Here is a 21,190-nt window from a genome sequence, read left to right as displayed (position 1 = left end):
TATTACTATTCATTGAAGTTTCATATAATCTTCTTTGCTTAATCAGACTTTAAATCTGGTCGGCTTAAATTGCTCTTATAAAATGAGCGATTGTCCATAGCCCAGATCCGTTCAGTAAACTCGCCTGACTCCGTTTTCTTCAAAGCAGACTGCATCATGTTCATTTTCGCATCAATCTGATCGATGTAATGAATAATCTCAGCTTCCGGTATTTGTGGACGTACAGGCGAACCGTATTCCAGTTCTCCGTGGTGAGCTAGTACAAGATGTTTCAATAGCAGCACATCTTCATGGCTCTCATCAATTTTCAACTCAATACAAGCTTTTGAAATCTCATCATAAATCAGCACAATATGTCCAATGAGCTTCCCTTCAATTGTATACTCTGTAGCAGTCGGCCCGCTTAATTCAATTACTTTCCCTACATCATGCAGGATGATGCCTGAATATAAGAGTGATGGATTCAAATCCTCATAATTCTCTACAATTGATCGGGCTATCTTGAGCATACTCATTGTGTGGAATGCCAGACCACCTAAATAGGCGTGATGATTTTTCTTGGCAGCAGGACTTTGGAAGAAATCCTTCTGATATTTCTTCATAATAAATCGTACAATCCGGTTTAAATGAGCATTCGTAATATCAAACACTGCCTGATTAAACGCTTCTATCATCTTGTCTTTGTTTACAGGTGCTCTCTCAATATAAATATCAGGATTAGACGGTTCATCTTCCTGGGCCACTCTCATCGACTGGATGCGTACTTGAGGCATTCCATTGTATTCTTCGCGTCGCCCTTCCACCTTAACCACTTGGCCGGCTTTAAACTGCTCAACATCTTTAGGTGAGGCATCCCAGTAATTGCCGTTCATCTCTCCACTGGTGTCCTGAAAGGTCAATGCCAGGTAGGGCTTGTTGTTTCGCGTTGTTTTTTCTTCTGCAGATTTGATTAAAATATATAAGGAAAGCTGTTCGTCTTTTTTATAATCATACAACTTTTTCACTAGTACCACTCCCTAATGTGTGATCAGTTCACTTGCTTGTCCGTCAGTCGGGTAAGTTTGGAGGAAGGTACACTGTCAATGACTGAGGAATCAAATGAAAAGTAAATAATCTGTATTTCATTACTTATTGTATCAAGTAATTCGTATATACGCTGTCTTCTTTCCTTATCCATATTGACAAAGCTGTCATCAATTATAATAGGAAAATGTATGCTATCTCTGCTTGAGTAGACAAAGGCAAGTCTGACAGCTATATATAGCGGTTCAACTGTTCCTCTGGAAAGTTCTTCTGCTTCCCAGCTTCGGCCCCATCTGTCTGTCACATAAAAACTGTCACTTTCCAGGGTGATTGTTTCATAATAGCCATTTGTGAGCTGCTTAAAATACGTTTCAGCCAGTGCCAGTGTTTTGGGGAGCTGGTTATCCTTCGCGTAATTAAGTGTTTTCTCGATAAGATTTGAAGCAATTTTTAACGTATTCCATTCATCAACCGCTTTTTGATACACACTTTTTTCGTTTTCGAACTGCTGCAGCAATTCTGAATAGGTGCCCCCTTCTTCCAATTGTTTTATCTGGTAGCCTATTTCATTTTTTTGCTTTGTCAGCTCGGTTATGTGACGCTGTCTACTGGCAATTTTCTCCTCCAGAAGAGTAATCTGCTCATTCATTTCTTCTATAGTGTAATTATCCTCTAAAACAGACTGATGCTCAATGGTTTCTTTTAGAAAGTCATAACGTTTTTGTTTTTCCTGTTTCTCGTTAGCCAGCTGATAAAGATTCAAAAATTCTTCTTCGCTTTCCACATCACCTTCAGTAAACAGCTTATACTTTTTATCCAGCACATCTTTCTCCTGCTTTACCAGATATCTAATGCCTTCCTGAAGCTTATTCGTTTCCTGAATATAATCTTTTTGCCTGTTTTTTTCATTCTCGACTGACCGAATCCGGTTCCTTACGTCATAGAAAACAGCTGGGCTGTCTTTGTCTTCGGACATGAACTGATTCGCATAATCGTTCCCCTTGAGTTTCTGGTCCAGCTCATAAAGGTGATCGGCTACTCTTTTTTCCAGTACTTCTTTTTTATTTGCCAGTCGTTTCATATCCGTAAACAGTTCTCGTGTAGACAAGACCTTTTCAAGGGTATACCGTTGAGGATAACGCATCTTTTCTTTCCACTTTTCGAACTCAACTAAACTGTCTTTCTGTTTTCTTCTATTGATTTCCAGTAACCGTTCCTGCTCACGCCACTTATCCTGAAGTGCATCATTAGTAGCCAGAAGTTCCTTCCATTGATTTCTCATACTCTTCTGATAATACAACTGTTCTTTCTCATCATCTTGGGCAAGCTGCTGTGTTTTACTTTGAACAAAATAATGTCTGACAATGTAAAGAGCTACTGAACTCAGTAATATAAGAAGTGTCAGACCAAAAAGACTCTTAATGACTGAAGCGGCAATGACTCCTGTAATTAAAAAGACTAAAGCTGCTATCAACCGTTTGTCTTTAAAATAAGCACCGGATATCACCTCTTCGCTGTTGTCATTGCTTTCTTGAGACTTGAATTTGTCAAGTGGCCACATATCCTTTTCGAGTATATCAATCCGTTCATTATTGCTTTCTGTCCGAATCTTAAGTTCTTGAACAGCGGAAGCTATAGTGCTTTCTTCCTGCAGTAATTCTGTCTGCACAGTTCTGAATTCAATCAGTTCTTCCCGTTTGTCTTCGGTCAGTTCTTCCGGCAAGGAATCTTTCAAAGAATGGCCTTCTCTTAATTTCATTTCAACAAGCTGATGGTCAACTGAAGACAGTTCCTGCTGTTCTTTAGAAATTAACTCAACGTCATCTTCAAGCCTATCCAGACTGTTTTTAATTTTCTGGTAATCCATTTCCAGTTCCTGGGATAATACAAAATCCGGTGACGGTTTGTATTCATTCTGCAGTTCAGTCTGCTTATCGTGAAGTTTTTTAATCTGTTCTCTTGTATTTTCAAGCTGGTCATTGTAATGCTTCAGCTGCAGCTTACCATTTTCTGGAATATTAACAGCTGGATAAGCATCAATTTCACTTTTAATCTCTCTGATTTCATTAAGCACTTTTCCATGCTTGAGACTAGTCGTATATTTTTCTTTTTCTTTATGGTATTCAGCTATTTCACTGTTCAGCTTGTCAATCTGACTGGCAAAGCTATTTGCTTCTTCTCTCAAAACGGTATAGTGGGCATTACGGTCCTTTGCGTTTTTGACCTGACGATTTACCTCGGATAATTTACTATGAAGCTGATTGATGACCGGTTTTCTTCCAGTTGGCTTAAACAAAGCTCCGGCTCTTTGCTGATACGAGTCGGCAAGCTTCAGAAACTGCTCACTTCCTAATGAGCCTGTACTCAGAAAGAATCGGTTCAACTGCTCCTTGGTCATGTTGCTTGTTTCTTCAATTCCTTTTAAGTTAAAGGTATAGATACTTTCATAGAATTGTCTTTTTTTATGATACAGAAGCACATCAAGGATTTCTTCGCCTCCTTGAGTCCCGTCTTCCATCGTCACCGTAACGTCTCCCGTTACTTTTCCGCTGATACGTTCGATAATGACTTCACCAAAGCGATCATCCTGTACAAACAGTTGACCACCATAGCGACTGCTTTCCTTTGGCTCGTACCGCAAGGCTGAACTGTGTCGCTTGGGAAAGCCAAATAAAATACTGTGTATAAAAGACATCAGTGTGGATTTTCCGGCTTCATTCTGTCCATAAAACAAATGCCAGTCCTGATTCACTGAGAATTCAGTATCTATCCATTTCCCATACCCATAAATCACGAGTTTTGTTATTCTCATACTAGACTCCCTCGTTCAGACTTAAATCATATTCAATCATTTCAACAGCATCTTCGACTAGTTCGCTTCGATACGCATCTGCCGGCTCATCCAGTTCATTTGAATAGGGATGAGCAAGGAGCAGTTCTTTTGTAACCTCTTTAAAACCGTCAGCCGTTTTAAGTGAACCCACAGCCTTATGCCATCCTTCGGGGTACAGTTCCGACAAACTGTTCTGTTCCTCCGATGTTTGGCGTATCGTCACTTTTACCTTGGATAGGTAAATAAAGTGCGTGTCGCTTTTCGTCTGAAGAATATCTCTGAACTCTTTCTGTTTCAGTTTCTCAAGCGTTCTCGCCGGCAGCTCGTCTGATACCTCAAGGGTCAGATAAATTATTGCTCTCTCCCATTGAATCTCATCAAGTTTTTGTCTGCATAATTTCAGGACCTGATCCAGATTTTTTGCCGAAGAGACATCCAGTCTTAAATTCTCCCATATAATGGGCCCCGTGGGGATAAACGACACCTGCCTGTCATGCGGCGTGAGCCTGACCATGAGCACCCCTTTTTCCCCGGTTTCATTGCGGTGCCTGCCCTGGGTATTCCCGCTATAATATATCAGTGGATTGTCAGCTAACTGCTGTCTTGCGTGAATGTGACCCAGCGCCCAGTAGTCGTACTGTTTTTCTCTCAATTCACTTAGCGAAAAAGGGGCGTACCGTGCATGGTCAGCCTGCTGGCCTTCGGCATAGCCGTGAAGCATTCCAATGTGGTAATCACTTTTCTTATCTTTAAATGGATATCTTTGAATCATTCTTTGTTCTATCCACTTCTTGTTATAGCTGAACCCGCTGATGGCTACCGTTTCATTATTCTTTGTTGTTATGTAGTGTGTTTCCACTTTCTCTGAAAATACTTTGACATTTTCCGGTAAAGAAAGGTGATCAGCTTGTTTTCCGACGAAATCATGATTCCCATGAATCACGCAGGCAGAGATGGCCGCATCATTCAGACGTTCCATCTGCTTCTGAAACATTAACTGAGCTTTTATACTTCTATCTTCCAAATCGTAAATGTCTCCTGAAAACAACACAAAATCAACAGCCTCTTCGATGGCCTGATTAACAATCGTCTCCAGAGATAGGAAGGTCGAATGCTTTATCTGCTGCAGTAAGTCATCAGACAAGTCAGTCAGACCTTTAAAAGGGCTGTCCAAATGCAAATCAGCGGCATGAATAAATTTAACCATGTTAGTTACCTCCTTTTAAGGGTACGTACGTTCTTTAGACTGTTTAGGAAAAGGACTTACTGTAAACAGCAAGCCCTCACCATTAGTACTTTATTGATATAATTCGCGGACAGGTTTCAGGACAACCTGATTAATATCGTCGATCATTTGACCCACTTGTTTTTCTGCTTCAAGCAATTTAGAAATCAGTTCATTTTCACCAATTTTAGATGAAATGTCCTGAGCCTGTTTAGCTTCTTCTTCAGAAATTTCCTGACCCATCATTTGTTTCTGTTGAATGGTCTGTTGAACTTGACGGAATTCATTAAATACCTGGTTCGCTACTTCGTCTTCTTTAACTGCTGTAAAAGCAGCATCCAGCTGACTAAATTCTTCCGTGTTTCTTAAATCCTGTTCTAACTGATTAGCAGTGTCATAAATATTGACAGCCATAGTCTCATCCCTTCAATTTTCGCTCTACACGAGCTTTTTTTACCTAATTAAGTTTATCATGAATCGCAGAGTGTTGCCAGAAGAGATTAGAAAGCTTTAATTATTCACCTGACTGTCGGTTACGGAATCGCTCAAGAAGATTACTGGTCTGCTCTCTAAAGGTAGCCGTACTTTCTCTCAAAATAGACCCAGCTTCTTCTACCCCTTCCGTCACCCTATCTAACAAGGTCGGGTTTGAAGTGACAAACTCCTGACCGGCCTCTTCGACAAGGAAAGTTGACTGCTCGGTATGAGGCAGAATGCCTTCCATGCTTGCTCTCATGACTTGTCCAATTCCCTGAGACGTAGAAGTAGTCAGATAATGCAGATCTGTTGTGTAATCGTAGCCCATCCAGCTGGTGATGACCACATCAGGCGTGTAGCCGACTACCCACTGGTCTGTTGCGCCTGTACCTGATTCTGTTTGAGTCGTACCAGTCTTTCCGGCTATTTTATGAGATGCGGGCTGAATATTACGCCCAGTTCCACTTTCAAATACACTCAGCAGCATACTGTTCATATCATTTGCTGTTTTTTCTGATACAACCCGGCTGGATTTAACTCTGGAATTATCCACAACGACAGCGCCTGTTGCATCCACTATTCGTGTAATAAAATGCGGCTCTTTTCTTATACCATCATTAGGAAAAACACTGTAGGCACTGGCAATTTCAAGAGGTGTCACTCCTCTGTCCATTCCGCCTAAGGCAATAGCTCCGAGGTGATTATCTGTTTCACCCAATTTCAAACCAAACTGCTCAACTTTGCGCATGCCACGGCTGATACCTATTTCATTCAACAGCCAGACAGTTGGTGCATTTAAACTGTCCGCCAGTGCTCTGTACATAGACACTTCACCGCTGTACTGCCCTGATAAGTTAGTCGGTGTATACTCCGTTTCCCCATATGACAGCAGTTCGTCAGTCAGCATATCATCGGGAGAGTAACCGGCTTCTAGTGCGGGGGTGAATACACCCAGCGGTTTAATAACTGAACCCGGTTGACGTCTCATTTGTGTAGCTCGGTTAAATCCTCTAAACGTATACTCGCCTCTACCTCCAATCACAGCACTGACCCCGCCTGTCTGCGGGTTCAAGGCAACAGAGGCACTTTGAACCATTGTCCCGTCTGAACTCGTCTCAAAATGCTGATTTGACGCATAAACAGCATCCATCTGCTGCTGATAAGTCTGATTTAGAGCCGTGTAAACAGTATAGCCGTTATTCATTAAATCTTCTTCTGCAATACCGTATCGGTTTTCAGCTTCTCTGATGACAGCATCAAAATAATAAGGATAACGATACCCATTTGTACTATTAAAGCGGTCTATGAGAGTAAGTCCCGTTTCACTATACTGATTTTTCTCTTCTTCCGTTATCGTTTCCGTTGAAGCCATTAAACTCAATACAATATTTCTTCGACTAATTGAACGGTCATAATTGTCAATCGGATTATAGTGACTCGGCGCCTTAAGCATTCCAGCAATCGTTGCGGCCTCAGGAACACTTACTTCACTCGCGGTTTTACCAAAATATTTGAGTGATGCATCTTCCACACCCCAGACTCCGTTACCGAAATAGGCATGATTCAAATACATGACCAAAATCTGTTCTTTGGAATACTGCTTTTCTATTTCAATGGCCAGAAACAGTTCCCTTAGTTTTCTCATAAAGGTCTGATCAGCAGACAGATAGGCATTTTTTGCCAGCTGCTGAGTCAAGGTACTTCCCCCACCGACTATCTGACCTCTATTAGTAACGTAACCGACTGCCGCCCGGCCTAGTCCGATTGGATCAAAGCCTCTGTGTCTTTCAAACCGCTGATCTTCAGTCGAAATGACAGCATCCACTAAATTCGGAGAAATACGGTCCAGGTCCACAAATGTCCCTTTCTGAGCGTACAAGGTGCCCGCTTCTTCACCGTTCTCATCCATAATGGTCGTAGACTGCTCAAGGCCAGCCCTTAACGCGTTGACATTGGCTGAACGAGCCAGCACTGCTAAATAAACGCTGAAAAACAATGCTACAGTCAATACTGAAAGTATCAGGAGTTTAGTCCCGTGAAACTTTTTCCATTTTCGTCTTGCAATGATTCCCGATCGTCTGAACTTAGGTTTAGACTGCTGGTAAAGATGTGCCATCCTGTTTTTCAGCGAACGATTCGTTGATTTTTTGCTCATAAGATTACCTCTATTTGTCTTTATTCACGATTGTATCACAATAGTTACTGAACGTAATCCGTCTCTAGTCTTATTTACTGTACTCTGAAACGACCTGCTTCAGTTCTGTTAAAATTTCCTGTATTTCATCATCAGTCTTTGCATGCGTTCCACTGGCAAGTGGGTGTCCGCCGCCGCCATGTCGCTGAGCAATGTCATTGATGACTGGTCCTTTAGATCTTAAGCGGCAGCGATACCCGCCGTCAGACTGTTCAACAAAAACAGCCCAGACTTTGACATTTTCAATCTTGCCTAGAAGTGGCACAATGGAATGTGTTTCACTGTCATCAAGTCCCAGTGACTTAAGCAGTTCCTGCGTCAGCACAATATGACCGATACCATTATCTGCTACTTCAAAATGCTCGAGAGCATAACCCATCATCTTTCCGGTATCCGGTTTGATGACATTCATCTGATTATTCAGTTCAGTATGTGAGAATGGATAAGTCATAAGCTCTGCAGCTACCTGCATCGTATAAGTGGACGTTGAATCATACAGGAACCGATTAGTATCGCCTACAATGCCCCCGTACAGCAAGCGGGCTGCTTTGGTCGTCATCGTGATTTCTTCCGGATAAGTCAGCCAAAGATCGGCTATCATTTCACAGCAGCTGCTGGCATTCGTATTAATCCATTCGATTTCTCCATACGAATCATCCAGCGGGTGATGGTCAATCTTAATCCATTCTTTTGCCAGTCTGAACCGGTCATCATCAATACGCTTGATATTGGCTGTATCTGTTACAATAACCAGCGCTTCATCATATATATCTTCCGGAATGTCATCCATGTTGTCCAGGTAAGCAAGGTCATCGACTTCAGCACCTACCGCATACACGTCTTTTTCTGGAAAAGTAGCCTTGATGATTTCCTTCAAGCCGCACTGGGATCCGATTGCATCCGGATCAGGTCTGACATGTCTATGAATAATGATAGTGTCCCATTTCTTAATAAAGTCCCATAGCTCTTTTTTTATCTGATTATCTTCTGAGTTATTCGTTTGTAATCCCACTTAAGCTCTCCTCTTTCTAAAACGTGACTGTTATTTTTTCTGTAAAATCTGACAGGCAACTATTGCCTTGGCTGCCAATGCGTTTTCTGAATAAATTTCAACGTCCAGACGGGCAGAACGCCGGTTTTCATCAAAAATTGTCGGTTTGATTGTCAATTCGTTACCTAACTGAATCATGTTAAAATAATGAAGGTTCATCTGTTCCACCACAAGGTTTTTCTTTTTATTCTTAGCCAGATAATTGTAAATTGTTTCAGTAATGACTTCACTCAGCACTCCAAATGAAATGGTTCCCATACTGTCGGTCGTCTGCGGTGTAACCAGAAACGAGAACATACCGTCTTCACGTTCTGTAATCAGCTTATTGATCTGATCGGAAATAGTATCCCCTGACTGCGGCTGTTTCTGAACAGACTGCATGGCTTTCATGATATCCTGTCTGGAAATAATCCCTTTAAGTGTCATCTCATCACTGACTACCGGCATGACCTCAAGACCGTCCCAGATCATTGTATGGGCAATTGAGGCTACGCTCATATTCGTTTTCGCATAGGCTGGATTTTTGGTCATGACTTTCTCAATTAAAACCGAGTCTTCTTTCCCTACCACATCTTTTGCTGTGACGATTCCTACCAGCCTATCATTAGAATAGACCACGGGGAAACGGGAATGCTTGCTTTTCTGATTCAACATACGGTAGTTGTAGACCGTATCTTCTCTCGACAGGAATTGCGTCCTTTCAATCGGCGTATAGATGTTTTGGATACGCAGAATATCTTTCTTAATCAGCTGATCTGTCATCGCCCGGTTAATCATCGTGCCCACTGTAAAGGTGTCATAAGATGTGCTGATTAAGGGCAGTTCTTTTTTATTAGCCAGTGCAATAACAGCGGGGCTAGGCTCGAAACCGCCCGTAATCAGGACTGCAGCACCATGGTTAAGTGACAATTGTTGTGCCTCTTCCCGGTTCCCGATAATCATGAGTGATTCTTCGGTAATATAACGCAGCATGGCATCTTCCGTCATTGCTCCAATATTGAATTTAGTGAGTGATTTTTTTAATCCCTCTTCACCACCGTGCACTTCACCATCAATAATTTTGACAATCTCTTCAAAAGTCAGATTTTCAATGTGATCGTTCGCCTTCGCTTCCACACGGATAGTCCCCACTCGTTTAATGGTTGACACCAGTCCGTTATTTTCGGCTTCCTTAATTGCCCGATAGGCTGTTCCTTCACTTACCTGCAGTTCTTTTGCTATCATTCGGACTGAAAGCTTCGCGCCGACATGCAAATCTTCAATGAAATTCAGAATTTGTTTATGCTTAGTCGTCATCGGTCTGTTTAATCCTCTCACTGTAATTATCTTTCCAGAGCGGCAGTGGAATGGTCTCGAATACTGCTGATTCGAGGCCAGTTACTGTTATCCCAAGTAACCTTATTCCCTCACTCGCATTCTCTTCCTCCCAGATAGAGAGCGCAATCTGAAAGAGTTCATTTTCATTTTTAATGTAGTCGGGAAATGACTTGCGCCTTGTCACCGTTTCAAAATTATCATACCTGATTTTCAGTACAATAATTTTGCCGTGTTTCTGTTTTCTCTTTAAATTGGTCATGACTTTTCCAGAAAGAACCCTCAAAGCCTGAATCACTTCACTCTCAGTTGTCAAGTTATCAGAAAAGGTCGATTCTTTTCCAACTGATTTTGGTTCGCGGTCATTTTTTACTTCACTGTCATCTATTCCCCTTACTTTCCGGTAAAGAGAATGCCCCATCTTACCAAACTGTTTAGACAAGTCCAGTTCTGTTTTATTATATAAATCCTGACCATTGTATATACCCATCTCATGCATTTTATTGACTGTTTTTTCTCCGACGCCGTGATATTTTTCAATTGGCAGATTCATGAGAAAGTCATGGGCCCGATCCGGAGGTATGACCGTGATGCCATTCGGTTTATGATAATCAGACGCTAATTTAGCCAAAAATTTATTGTATGAGACACCTGCCGAACAAGTGATATGCAGTTCTCTTCTGATGTCCTCTCGGATACGTTCAGCGAGTAAGGTGGCGCTTTTATGATTTAACTTGTTTTCAGTCACATCCAAATAGGCTTCATCCAGTGACAATGGTTGTATCCGGTCGGTATAGCGTCTGAAAATATCGTGCATCTTTTGAGACGTGTCTCTATACAGAGCAAAGTCAGGTGAGACAAATTGCCCATGAGGACACAGTTCAAAGGCTTTTTGTGCACTCATTGCCGAATGGATGCCAAATTTTCTGGCTTCGTAATTAGCCGTTGCAACCACACCTCTTCCACCCGTTTCCCTGGGATGGCGCGCAATAATCACAGGTTTGTTCATCAATTCCGGATTCTCTCTCATGGCAACTGAAGCGTAAAAAGCGTCCATGTCTATATGAATAATTTTTCTTGAGGTGTCTCTTTTGGGTTCGTCAAACACCAGTAGTCCGTATCTCATTCTGTCCCTCCAGATTACACATCCTATACACCTATTATACTAGAAATGAAAGACTGAAATGCTGCAAACTTTTACTCAATTATGAACATTCTAAATCCAGATACAATAAAAACAAGTAGAGATGAACAGATCATCCTACTTGTTCTCAATTGTTATTTTAATAAATCATCCAGTTCCATCTCATCCAGAGAAGTCACATTATAGACTTGAGCTTTCAAGGAAGCATAATTGAAATAATCATTCAGTGAGATAGACGCGATGTCATTCACTTTCTGATAATAGCGATTCGGTTCCTTGTGCTTCCATAAAAAATTTATACAGTAATCCCATAAGTCTTCGACAGTAATTTCACTATAACCCTGACGTCTGAATTCCTTCAGTTTGTGATCCAGCCAGACAGCATACAGGTCTTCATTATTACTGGTTTCGATTTTCACGACATCACCTCCTTATCTCAGTGGAAAAGAAGCGGCATTTATTTCAGAAACTAGTCTTTATCAGCAGTTTCCTCTGGTGTGTTGGTTCCCAGTTCTTCTGCATTAGGGGTTCCTGCAGCTGATGCTTTCGTTACAATACGTGCAACTGCACGTCTTTCAAACGTCAGGTAAATGCCTTCGCAGTCAATCACTACTGTGTTATTTGTATCGATTACTTCATCAACAATACCGTGAAGACCGCCAATAGTAACAATAGCATCTCCTTTTTGCAAGGCACTCAGCATATTCTGAGTTTCTTTCGCTTTTTTCTGTTGAGGCCTAATCATCAGTAAATACATAATCCCCATAAGCACTATGAAAGGCAGCATGCCAGCAATTAATTCCATTTATTCATTCCTCCGTTATTTCTCTATTTTAATTAAATATCTTTGTCCAATCTACAGGATAAAGAGTACTCTTTTAATGATTCAATACTTACCATAGCAAATTTCGAGCTAAAATACTAGTCTGTGTAAAAACTTTAATCAGCCAGCAATTAAAAGTTTTTGGCATTTGGTTTGTTATAGCCATATTCTTCAAAGAAGGCTTCCTTGAATTCCAGTAAGTTGTCTTCTCTGATGGCTTGGCGGACCTTTTTCATCAAATCGAGCAGGAAATACAAGTTATGGTAGCTTGTCAGTCTAAGTCCAAATGTCTCATCCGATTTAATCAAGTGTCTGATGTATGCTCTGGAGTAATTTCTGCACGTGTAGCAGTCACAGTTCTCATCGAGCGGTCTGAAGTCTCTCGCATAAGTGGCATTCTTGATGACAACGCGGCCTTTACTCGTCATCGTTGTGCCGTTTCGGGCAATCCGTGTCGGCAGAACACAGTCAAACATGTCTACGCCTCGCATAACCCCTTCGATAAGGGCATCAGGTGTCCCAACCCCCATCAGGTATCTTGGTTTATCTTCAGGCAGTAATGGCGTGGTAAAGTCCAGTACCCGGTACATGTCTTCTTTTGGCTCGCCTACTGATAAACCACCGATTGAGTAGCCGGCAAAGTCCATACTGGTTAAATCTTTTGCTGATTGTCGACGCAGATCTTCAAATCCTGCTCCTTGGACAATACCGAATAATCCTTGAGTATCTCTGTTCTGATGAGCTTCCAATCCTCTTTCTGCCCACCTGGAGGTACGTTCGACGGATTTCTTGACGTAATCATGGCTTTTATCAAAAGGAGGACATTCGTCAAATGACATCATGATATCCGGACCCAGTTTGTTTTGTACATTAATTGCTTTTTCCGGTGACAGGAATAATTTTGATCCGTCCAGATGACTTCTGAAGTGTACCCCTTCTTCTTCAATTTTTCTCATATCTGACAAGGAGAATACCTGAAAGCCGCCAGAGTCAGTAAGAATCCCTTTATCCCAATTCATGAACTTATGCAGGCCGCCTGCTTCTGCGATGATATCTTCACCTGGTCGGAGCCATAGATGGTAAGTATTGCTTAAGATAATTCCCGCACCCATTTCTTCGAGTTCTTCCGGTGCGATGGTCTTGACTGTTGCAAGCGTCCCGACTGGCATAAACATAGGGGTTTCAAAGGTGCCGTGAGGGGTGGTGATTTTACCTAAACGGGCACCGGTTCGCTTGTCTTTTTTCTCTAATTGATAGGTTACTGGGTGGTTACTCATAATCTTCTCCTAATCCTTTACTTCTTTTTTATAAACATTGCATCGCCAAAGCTGAAAAAGCGATAGCGTTTGTCGACCGCATGCTTGTAGGCTTTAAGAACAAATTCTCTTCCTGCAAAAGCGCTGACTAGCATGATTAATGTCGATTTTGGCAGATGGAAATTAGTTAAAAAGGCATCCACAACTTTGAAGGTGTAACCCGGTGAAATGAAAATACTTGTCCAGCCGCTGGATGCCGTTAATTTACCGTCATTCGCCTGTCCAATCGTTTCGAGTGTTCTAATTGATGTCGTACCTACGGCAACAATTTTTCCACCTTTTACTCTCGTGTCGTTCAATGTTTCTGCAGCATCTTCTGACAACTGATAAAATTCTTCGTGCATTTTGTGTTCGTCTATATTATCTACACTAACCGGTCTAAAAGTCCCCAGTCCGACATGAAGAGTAAGAAAGACTAACTTGACACCTTTATTTCTGATTTTCTCAAGGATGTCTTCAGTAAAATGCAACCCGGCAGTTGGAGCGGCTGCAGACCCATTGGCTTTCGCATACACTGTCTGATAACGGTCCTGGTCATCCAGTCGTTCTTTAATATACGGCGGAAGAGGCATTTCACCTAGTGATTCGAGCGTTTCAAGAAAAATCCCTTCATAACTGAACTCGACAATGCGTCCACCGTGCTCAAGTATCTCCGTCACTGTCGCTTTAAGTCGTCCGTCTCCAAATGAAATAACTGTCCCGACTTTAGCTTTCTTTGCCGGCTTCATTAGCGTTTCCCATTTGTCCCCTTGGGTGTTTTTTAAAAGAAGCACTTCAATATGAGCGTGCGTCTCTTCTTTTATTCCCTGAAGTCTTGCTGGCAGCACGCGCGTATCGTTCATGACCAGCGCATCGCCGGCATTTAGTTCGTCCAGAATGTCTTCAAAATTTTTATCTTCAATCGTTTCAGAGTCCGCACTCAGTACCATCATTTTTGAGGACGATCGGTCTTCGAGTGGGGTCTGGGCAATCAGTTCTTCCGGCAGTTCAAAATCAAAATCATTTGTTGTCAGTGTCATACTTTTCTCCTTTTTAATTATCTAGTAAATGGTTCAGTTTCAAATGTGCATAAGCTTTTTCGGTTGCTACTCTTCCTCTTGAAGTACGCTGAATGAAGCCTTCTTTCAATAAATACGGTTCAACCATATCTTCGATAGTCTCCATCTCTTCACCAATGTTTGCCGATAGTGTATTCAGCCCCACTGGTCCACCACCGTAAAGAGTGACCATAGTAGTCAACAGCTTGTGATCCACACTGTCCAGCCCTTCATGATCCACTCTCAGCAGATCCAGAGCCCCAGCGGCAATCGCTTCTGTCACGATGCCTTCGCCTTTGACCTCGGCAAAATCCCTTACCCGTTTCAGCAGGCGATTGGCAATTCGAGGTGTCCCTCTTGAACGCTTTGCAATTTCAAGAGCGCCGTTTTCCTTAATTTGCGTCTGAAGCACACCAGCTGAACGCAGCACAATTTTCTGAAGTTCTTCCTTCTTGTAATATTCCATGTGAGCCAGGATCCCGAAACGGTCCCTGAGTGGTGCGGACAATGTCCCTGCACGAGTGGTTGCCCCTATCAGTGTGAAGGGTGGCAACGGAAAATGTACCGGATGGGCGGCATCGCCTTGCCCGATAATAATATCCACATAAAAGTCTTCCATTGCAGAATACAACATTTCCTCAGCAATCCTTGGCATACGATGAATTTCATCAATAAACAAAATCCCACCTGGCTCAAGATCGTTTAGCAATGCAACTAAATCGCCTGGTTTTTCGATAGCAGGACCGCTGGTTGTTCGAATATCTGTACCCATTTCATTCGCAATAACCATTGCCATTGTTGTTTTACCTAAACCAGGTGGCCCATACAACAGCACATGATCAAGAGCCTCTTCCCTGTTCTTTGCCGCCTGAATGTAAATGGTCAATTCTTCTTTAATTTTTTCCTGACCTAAATAGTGTGCCAGCTGCTGGGGCCTTAGCGTATGCTCCAGAGAATTCTCTCCTTCATCCAGCACCTGTTCTGATGTAAGTTGGTCATTATACTCCATAGAGAACTTCCTTCCCGTTATCTGTTCAAATGGCTAGGTTACTTTTTCATCAGTAGAGCCAGTGCTTCCCGAATATAGCTGTCTGTGGTTGCCGTGTCAGTCTGCTTCAGCTGTTTTTTGACACGGTTGACATCTTTAGCAGAATAGCCCAGTGCGAGCAAGGCTTCCATCGCTTCTTCAAAGGCTTGATTTACCGATTTCATTTCGCCCGGAACTGAACCGGTTGCTTCTCCTTTTTCAAGCACATCAAATTCTGAAAGTTTCCCCTTCAAGTCGAGCACAATCTGCTGAGCCGTTTTCTTTCCAACACCTGGAAATTTAGTAAGAAAAGTGAAGTTGCTGTCTTCAATGGCCTGTACAAAACCGTGGTGATTATCATTAGCTAAAATAGCTAAGGCTGACTTGGGGCCTATTCCAGATACATTAATCAGCTTCAGGAACAAATTCTTTTCCTGAAGTGACTTAAAGCCAAACAACTGCATACTGTCCTGCTTGACATCCTGATAGACATAGACTAGCGTTTCTTTCTTCAATTCATCGGTCAGGCGAAACGGATTTGCCATATAAACCTTATAGCCTATTCCCTGAACCTCAATTACTATGTAGCTCGGATAAATATGGCTGATGATGCCTTTTATATATTCATACATGTTAGTACCCTCATTTACTATTAGTTAATCCATACAATTATAACACAAAAAGACCTATCCATTAAGCTTCTTATGGATAGGTCCACGTGCAGTCTACTTATCTGAATTCGTCCACATAGGCTTCGTAGCCTTCTTCAACCAGTTTATCTTTAGGAATAAATTTTAGAGCTGCAGAGTTGATGCAGTATCTCAACCCACCCTGGTCAGCCGGTCCATCATTGAAGACATGACCCAGATGCGAATCAGCCTCTTTGCTGCGGACCTCAATTCTTTCCATTCCAAAAGTACGGTCCCGCTTTTCTTTAAGCGTTCGCTTCTTAATTGGTTGGGTAAACGACGGCCAGCCACAGCCGGCATCATATTTATCATTAGACGAAAACAGCGGCTCACCGCTAACAATATCCACATAGATACCGTCTTCGAAAAAGAGGTCGTATTCACCAGTTCCTGGTCGTTCGGTAGCATTCTTCTGTGTCACTTCGTACTGAACTTTTGTCAGTTTGTTTTTCAATTCTTTTTTATCCACAGTCAATCATCCCTTCTATTAGTGTGGATCCTGAATACGTTTGAACATTTTTTCCATATCTGTTGTTGAAAAATTGACCAGTACCGGACGGCCATGCGGACAGTTATATGGGTTACGGCACTCCTTGAGGTCTGCCAGCAGCTGGACTGCTTCCTGCCTGCTCAAGTAATGATTCGCTTTGATTGACCGCTTGCAGCTCATCATAATAGCCGCTGCTTCACGAAATTTAGCGACAGACAGTGATGACTTCTCAAGGAAAAATGCAATCATCTCTTTAACTGTGTCTTCAACCTGCCCGGTTGCCATCCAGCTCGGATGATTTCTAATCAGAAAACTATTCTGCCCAAACTCTTCCAGATTCAGACCCGCCGTCTCGAGCGTTTCTTTGTTCTCTTTGATAATCATCGCTTCATCAGATGGGTAGTCCAGTACAATCGGCACTAGTAATTCCTGGAGATCGGTTCCTTCCTCTCCAATTCTTTCCTTGAAAAACTCATACTTTATGCGCTCCTGAGCAGCATGCTGATCAATGATAAACAAGCCATAATCGTTTTGTGCAAACAAATAGGTCCCGTGCATTTGACCGATATAGTCCAGATCCGGAAAGCCAGCTGCTGTTTCTTGCTCAGGCGACTGTCTTAAGGCTGTTTTCAGTACCGGCTCCTGATGAGTGAGCGCTGCGCTCTCTTTTATTATATCATTATTCTGAGATCTTTCACTTTTCCAGCCCGAATATGTCCGGTCTTCTGTGTCTTTCGTCCTCTCATTAAATCGACGAGGATTCGCTTTCCAGTCATTTTTAGGGCTTTCAATAGACGAAGACTGCTCTAGCTTGAACTGTGTCTGCTGGCTCGTTGTTTTTTCACCTTGAAGCTTTTTGGATGCTGAATCGTAAATATTTTCAACAGCATTTGGAATGCGTCTTTCTTTGGACAGGGTATCTTTGATAGTATCAGAGATTAACTGGCCCAAATCTTTTTCACTGCTGATTCTTACCTGCTGTTTCGTCGGATGAACGTTCACATCCAGCAGTTTTGGATCCATGGTAATCGTAATGACGGCAACTGGGTAACGTCCCACCATAAGAGTCGAGCCGTAGCCGTCTACTATTGCCCGATTCAAGGCAAAGTTTTTAATGACTCTGCCATTGATAATCAGTGTAATATAGGAATTACTGGCTCGTGTCAGTTCAGGCAAGGATACAAAGCCGTTCACTTCGTAGTCAAATGACTGCCCACTGATTGCTTTCATTTTTCGTGCTGTATCCACGCCATACACACCTGCTATCGCTTGAATCTGTTTATCATTCCCTACAGTCTTAATCACTGTGGAACCATCCGAAACCAGTTTAAACGATATTTCTGGATGAGCGAGTGCAAAACGGTTAATCGTATCATTGATATGGGCCTGTTCAGTTTTTAAAGTTTTGACATACTTTAATCGTGCCGGTGTGTTGAAAAACAGCTCACTGACTGTTATGTCAGTCCCTTTGCGGGCTTTAGCGCTCTGGTTGACCGTTACCGTGCCCCCCTCCAGCTCAACTCGCTTTCCCGACTCTTTTTCCTGAGCCGATTCCAGAGCCACTTTTGACACTGAGGCAATACTGGGTAAGGCTTCTCCTCTGAACCCAAGTGTCCGAATTCTGAACAAGTCTTCATCGGTCAGCAGTTTGCTGGTTGCGTGACGTTCAAAAGCAGAGAGAACTTCATCAAAAGGAATGCCTTCCCCGTCGTCCACTACTCTGATATGTTTAAGTCCGGCTTCTTCTACAGTCACTTCAATACGGGTACTCCCCGCATCAATGGCATTTTCCACAAGCTCTTTCACAACTGAAGCAGGGCGTTCAATAACTTCACCTGCAGCAATCTGATTGGCAAGATTCGATGACATGACTTGAATCGTTTGTGACATGACTTCCCCCACTCTCTGCTTACACTTTGTTTATTTTTTCCTGCAATGTACTGAGAATCTGCAGTGCTTCAATAGGTGTAGTGTTCAATACACTCAGTTTTCTCACTTCTTCCAGGATTTCCTGTTCCTTATCAGACAACGTATCAAATAAATCCAGCTGACCTTCTTCACTTTTAATCTTTACAGCTGCATCTTCATTTCTGACGTGTTTTTCTTTGGTTTCATCGACAAATAAATCCGTTTCCTTCTTTTCCAAGTCAGTTAGAATTGTTTCAGCTCTTTTAAGAAGGTTGGCAGGTAATCCCGCCAGTTTAGCTACTTGTACACCGTAGCTCTTATCTGCTGGTCCAGGCATCATTTTATGAAGAAAGACTAAATCCCCTTCTTCTTCCACGGCGCCGACATGGACATTCTGAAGTCCCTCAAGACGGTCTTCCAGTACCGTCAGTTCATGATAATGCGTTGAGAATAACGTGTTGGCACCAATCGTGTCGTGCACGTGTTCTATTATGGCCTCGGCAAGAGCCATCCCATCGTAAGTGGCTGTTCCTCTGCCAATCTCATCGAACAGCAGTAGACTTTTTTCAGTCGCATAGCGCAGTGCCTGATTGGTCTCATTCATTTCAACCATAAAGGTACTTTGCCCGCCAATAAGGTCATCCATGGCTCCAATACGCGTAAACAGTCGGTCAAAGATAGGCAGATCCGCTTTTTCAGCAGGGACAAAACAGCCCATTTGCGCCATAATCACACTCAGCGCCAGCTGTCTCATAAAAGTACTCTTACCGGACATATTCGGTCCAGTGATAAGCAATATGGATGTCCCTTTGTTCAACGTGACATCATTCGGTACATAGGCATGTTCCCCCATAACTTTTTCCACAACGGGGTGTCTGCCTTTAACGATAGCTATATCTTTACCCGTCTCAGTCATGCTCGGTCTAACATAATTGTATTCTTCACTGACTGAAGCAAAACTCTGTAGAGCATCAATAGTGGCAACTACACGGGCGAGTCGCTGTACTCTATCGATGGACTCTTTGATTTCCTGACGCACTTCAGTAAACAAGGTGTATTCCAGCTGACGGGATTTTTCTTCAGCTTCTAAAATTAACGCTTCTTTTTCTTTTAAGCCCGGGGTACTGTATCGCTCTGCATTAGCCAGAGTCTGTTTTCGTTCGTACCGGCCTTCTTCAAGCTTCGCTACATTTCCTTTGGACACCTCAATGTAATACCCAAACACTTTGTTGAACCCTATCTTCAGATTCTTAATACCTGTAGCCTTTCGCTCTTCCTGCTCCAGTTCAGCCAGCCATTGTTTTCCATTCGTCATGGCTTCTCTGTAATTATCCAGCTGCTGATTGTAGCCCTGTTTGATGATGTCTCCTTCGGTAAGTGAAATAGGCGGCTCTTCGCTAATAGCCTGATCAATTAACGTTTCGACCTCTTCGATAGGGTCCAGCTGGTTCAGATAAGCATCCCAGTTGCCTTCATCATTGATTCCTTCTAGCAAGTCAATCAGCAAAGGAATTTGACTAAGGGATCGTTTTAACTGAACCAGATCGCGCGCATTGACCGACCCATAAGCGATTCTTCCTGCCAGACGCTCTAAATCATAAATCTGCTTTAGAATGTCTCTCAAGTCGCTTCGTTCAAAAAAGTGATTGAGCAGGGATTCCACACTGTTCAGCCGATCTGTTATTTTACCTTTATCGACCAGAGGTTTTTCCAGCCAGGACCTAAGCATGCGGCCGCCCATAGCCGTTTTTGTATCATCCAGAAGCCACAAAAGCGTGCCGTTTTTTGACCCGTCTCTCAAGGAAGAAGTTAGTTCTAAATTTCTCCTGGCATCCTGTCCATATAACAAATAATGAGCTGTGTTGTACACAGTCACGTCCTGCAGGTGATCCAGGCTTCTCATCTGTGTTTCCGACAGATAATGCAGCAGTAAATCAACGACTTTATCCAGTCTGCTGTTTGGCAGCTTTTCCTTTAACTTGTTTAAATCATGGTCATACGTTGTCTTTTGAGGATGGGAGACGGCAATATTATAATAGTTGTTCAGCGTTTCCTGCAATTCAAGAAAATCACCCGGCTCAACAATCAGTTCCTTACTTTTAAGAGACGCTATCTCATTCACTACTTCCTGGGTCGTCTCAAGTTCAGTGACTTTCACTTCGCCAGTCGTTAAATCGGCATAGGCCAGACCGATAGTAGAATCCATGCGGGTAATGGCCGCTAAATAGTTGTTTTCTTTAGCTTCTACCGTTTTTGACTGCATGACTGTGCCCGGCGTCACTACTTGTACAACTTCTCTTTTTACCATGCCTTTTGCTTCTTTAGGGTCCTCTACCTGTTCACAGATAGCCACTTTATACCCCATTCCAATTAATGTGTCAATATAGCCTTGAGCGGCATGATGCGGGACTCCGCACATTGGAATCTGTTCTTCCGCGTTCTTGTTTCTACTGGTCAGATTCAGCTCAAGCAGTCTTGAGACTTCCACGGCATCTTCAAAAAAAAGTTCATAAAAATCGCCAAGGCGGTAAAATAAGAACGCATAGGGGTACTGTTTCTTTATCGATAAGTACTGTTCCATCATCGGTGTGTGTTTTGTCTTTTGAGGCACTCTTCTCACTCTTTCTAAATTACTTTCA

The 21,190-nt window shown here is 42.6% G+C and carries 17 protein-coding genes; all 17 read right to left on the bottom strand.

Annotated elements, in window-relative coordinates; translation table 11 throughout:
* Positions 1 to 38: 38 nt before the first annotated feature.
* The 17 genes from ACYVLS_RS00520 to mutS all read right to left on the bottom strand — a co-directional run bounded on the left by ACYVLS_RS00520 (position 39) and on the right by mutS (position 21,162).
* The gene (locus ACYVLS_RS00520) at positions 39 to 1,004 is read right to left on the bottom strand and encodes a 3'-5' exoribonuclease YhaM family protein (protein WP_460319990.1); all 966 of its coding nucleotides are present in this window, start codon (positions 1,002 to 1,004) and stop codon (positions 39 to 41) included.
* 23 nt (positions 1,005 to 1,027) lie between these two features.
* Positions 1,028 to 3,835 carry an ATP-binding protein gene (locus ACYVLS_RS00515; RefSeq protein ID WP_460319987.1) on the bottom strand — a complete coding sequence of 936 codons (2,808 nt, stop codon included), beginning with the start codon at positions 3,833 to 3,835 and terminating at the stop codon, positions 1,028 to 1,030.
* A 1-nt stretch (position 3,836) separates the two neighbouring features.
* Positions 3,837 to 5,063 (bottom strand): metallophosphoesterase family protein, encoded by a 1,227-nt coding sequence (locus ACYVLS_RS00510; protein ID WP_460319984.1) that lies wholly within the window; start codon positions 5,061 to 5,063, stop codon positions 3,837 to 3,839.
* Between the two features lie 90 nt (positions 5,064 to 5,153).
* Entirely contained in the window at positions 5,154 to 5,495 is a 342-nt protein-coding gene (locus tag ACYVLS_RS00505; RefSeq protein ID WP_460319982.1) for a YlbF family regulator, read from the bottom strand.
* Positions 5,496 to 5,595: 100 nt separating this feature from the next.
* Positions 5,596 to 7,713 carry a PBP1A family penicillin-binding protein gene (locus ACYVLS_RS00500; RefSeq protein ID WP_460319979.1) on the bottom strand — a complete coding sequence of 706 codons (2,118 nt, stop codon included), beginning with the start codon at positions 7,711 to 7,713 and terminating at the stop codon, positions 5,596 to 5,598.
* Between the two features lie 70 nt (positions 7,714 to 7,783).
* Positions 7,784 to 8,764: a DHH family phosphoesterase gene (locus tag ACYVLS_RS00495; protein WP_460319977.1), complete on the bottom strand. Its 981-nt coding sequence runs from the start codon at positions 8,762 to 8,764 to the stop codon at positions 7,784 to 7,786.
* Positions 8,765 to 8,794: 30 nt separating this feature from the next.
* On the bottom strand, positions 8,795 to 10,099 hold the full coding sequence (locus tag ACYVLS_RS00490) for a DRTGG domain-containing protein (RefSeq protein ID WP_460319974.1): 1,305 nt from the start codon (positions 10,097 to 10,099) through the stop codon (positions 8,795 to 8,797).
* On the bottom strand, positions 10,089 to 11,243 hold the full coding sequence (gene dinB / locus ACYVLS_RS00485; protein WP_460319971.1) for a DNA polymerase IV: 1,155 nt from the start codon (positions 11,241 to 11,243) through the stop codon (positions 10,089 to 10,091). The genes ACYVLS_RS00490 and dinB overlap by 11 nt, the downstream gene beginning before the upstream one ends.
* A 152-nt stretch (positions 11,244 to 11,395) precedes the next feature.
* Positions 11,396 to 11,680: a post-transcriptional regulator gene (locus ACYVLS_RS00480; protein ID WP_460319969.1), complete on the bottom strand. Its 285-nt coding sequence runs from the start codon at positions 11,678 to 11,680 to the stop codon at positions 11,396 to 11,398.
* A gap of 50 nt (positions 11,681 to 11,730) precedes the next feature.
* Positions 11,731 to 12,066: a preprotein translocase subunit YajC gene (gene yajC, locus ACYVLS_RS00475; RefSeq protein ID WP_460319967.1), complete on the bottom strand. Its 336-nt coding sequence runs from the start codon at positions 12,064 to 12,066 to the stop codon at positions 11,731 to 11,733.
* 149 nt (positions 12,067 to 12,215) lie between these two features.
* Positions 12,216 to 13,361, bottom strand: coding sequence for a tRNA guanosine(34) transglycosylase Tgt (tgt, locus tag ACYVLS_RS00470; protein WP_460319965.1), 1,146 nt, complete (start codon positions 13,359 to 13,361; stop codon positions 12,216 to 12,218).
* 17 nt (positions 13,362 to 13,378) lie between these two features.
* Positions 13,379 to 14,413 (bottom strand): tRNA preQ1(34) S-adenosylmethionine ribosyltransferase-isomerase QueA, encoded by a 1,035-nt coding sequence (gene queA / locus ACYVLS_RS00465; protein WP_460320088.1) that lies wholly within the window; start codon positions 14,411 to 14,413, stop codon positions 13,379 to 13,381.
* Positions 14,414 to 14,432: 19 nt separating this feature from the next.
* Complete coding sequence (ruvB, locus tag ACYVLS_RS00460; RefSeq protein ID WP_460319963.1) at positions 14,433 to 15,446, bottom strand: Holliday junction branch migration DNA helicase RuvB; 1,014 nt, start codon at positions 15,444 to 15,446, stop codon at positions 14,433 to 14,435.
* 38 nt (positions 15,447 to 15,484) lie between these two features.
* Positions 15,485 to 16,096, bottom strand: a complete 612-nt coding sequence (ruvA, locus tag ACYVLS_RS00455) for a Holliday junction branch migration protein RuvA (protein ID WP_460319961.1) — start codon at positions 16,094 to 16,096, stop codon at positions 15,485 to 15,487.
* Positions 16,097 to 16,193: 97 nt separating this feature from the next.
* Positions 16,194 to 16,622 (bottom strand): peptide-methionine (R)-S-oxide reductase MsrB, encoded by a 429-nt coding sequence (gene msrB / locus ACYVLS_RS00450; protein WP_460319959.1) that lies wholly within the window; start codon positions 16,620 to 16,622, stop codon positions 16,194 to 16,196.
* A gap of 18 nt (positions 16,623 to 16,640) precedes the next feature.
* Positions 16,641 to 18,533, bottom strand: coding sequence for a DNA mismatch repair endonuclease MutL (mutL, locus tag ACYVLS_RS00445; RefSeq protein ID WP_460319957.1), 1,893 nt, complete (start codon positions 18,531 to 18,533; stop codon positions 16,641 to 16,643).
* 19 nt (positions 18,534 to 18,552) lie between these two features.
* Entirely contained in the window at positions 18,553 to 21,162 is a 2,610-nt protein-coding gene (gene mutS / locus ACYVLS_RS00440) for a DNA mismatch repair protein MutS (RefSeq protein ID WP_460319955.1), read from the bottom strand.
* Positions 21,163 to 21,190 lie beyond the last annotated feature (28 nt).

Source organism: Alkalibacterium psychrotolerans (genome assembly GCF_054784355.1).
The sequence above is the reverse complement of the archived record's forward strand: the minus strand, read 5'-3'. Positions and strand labels throughout refer to the sequence as shown.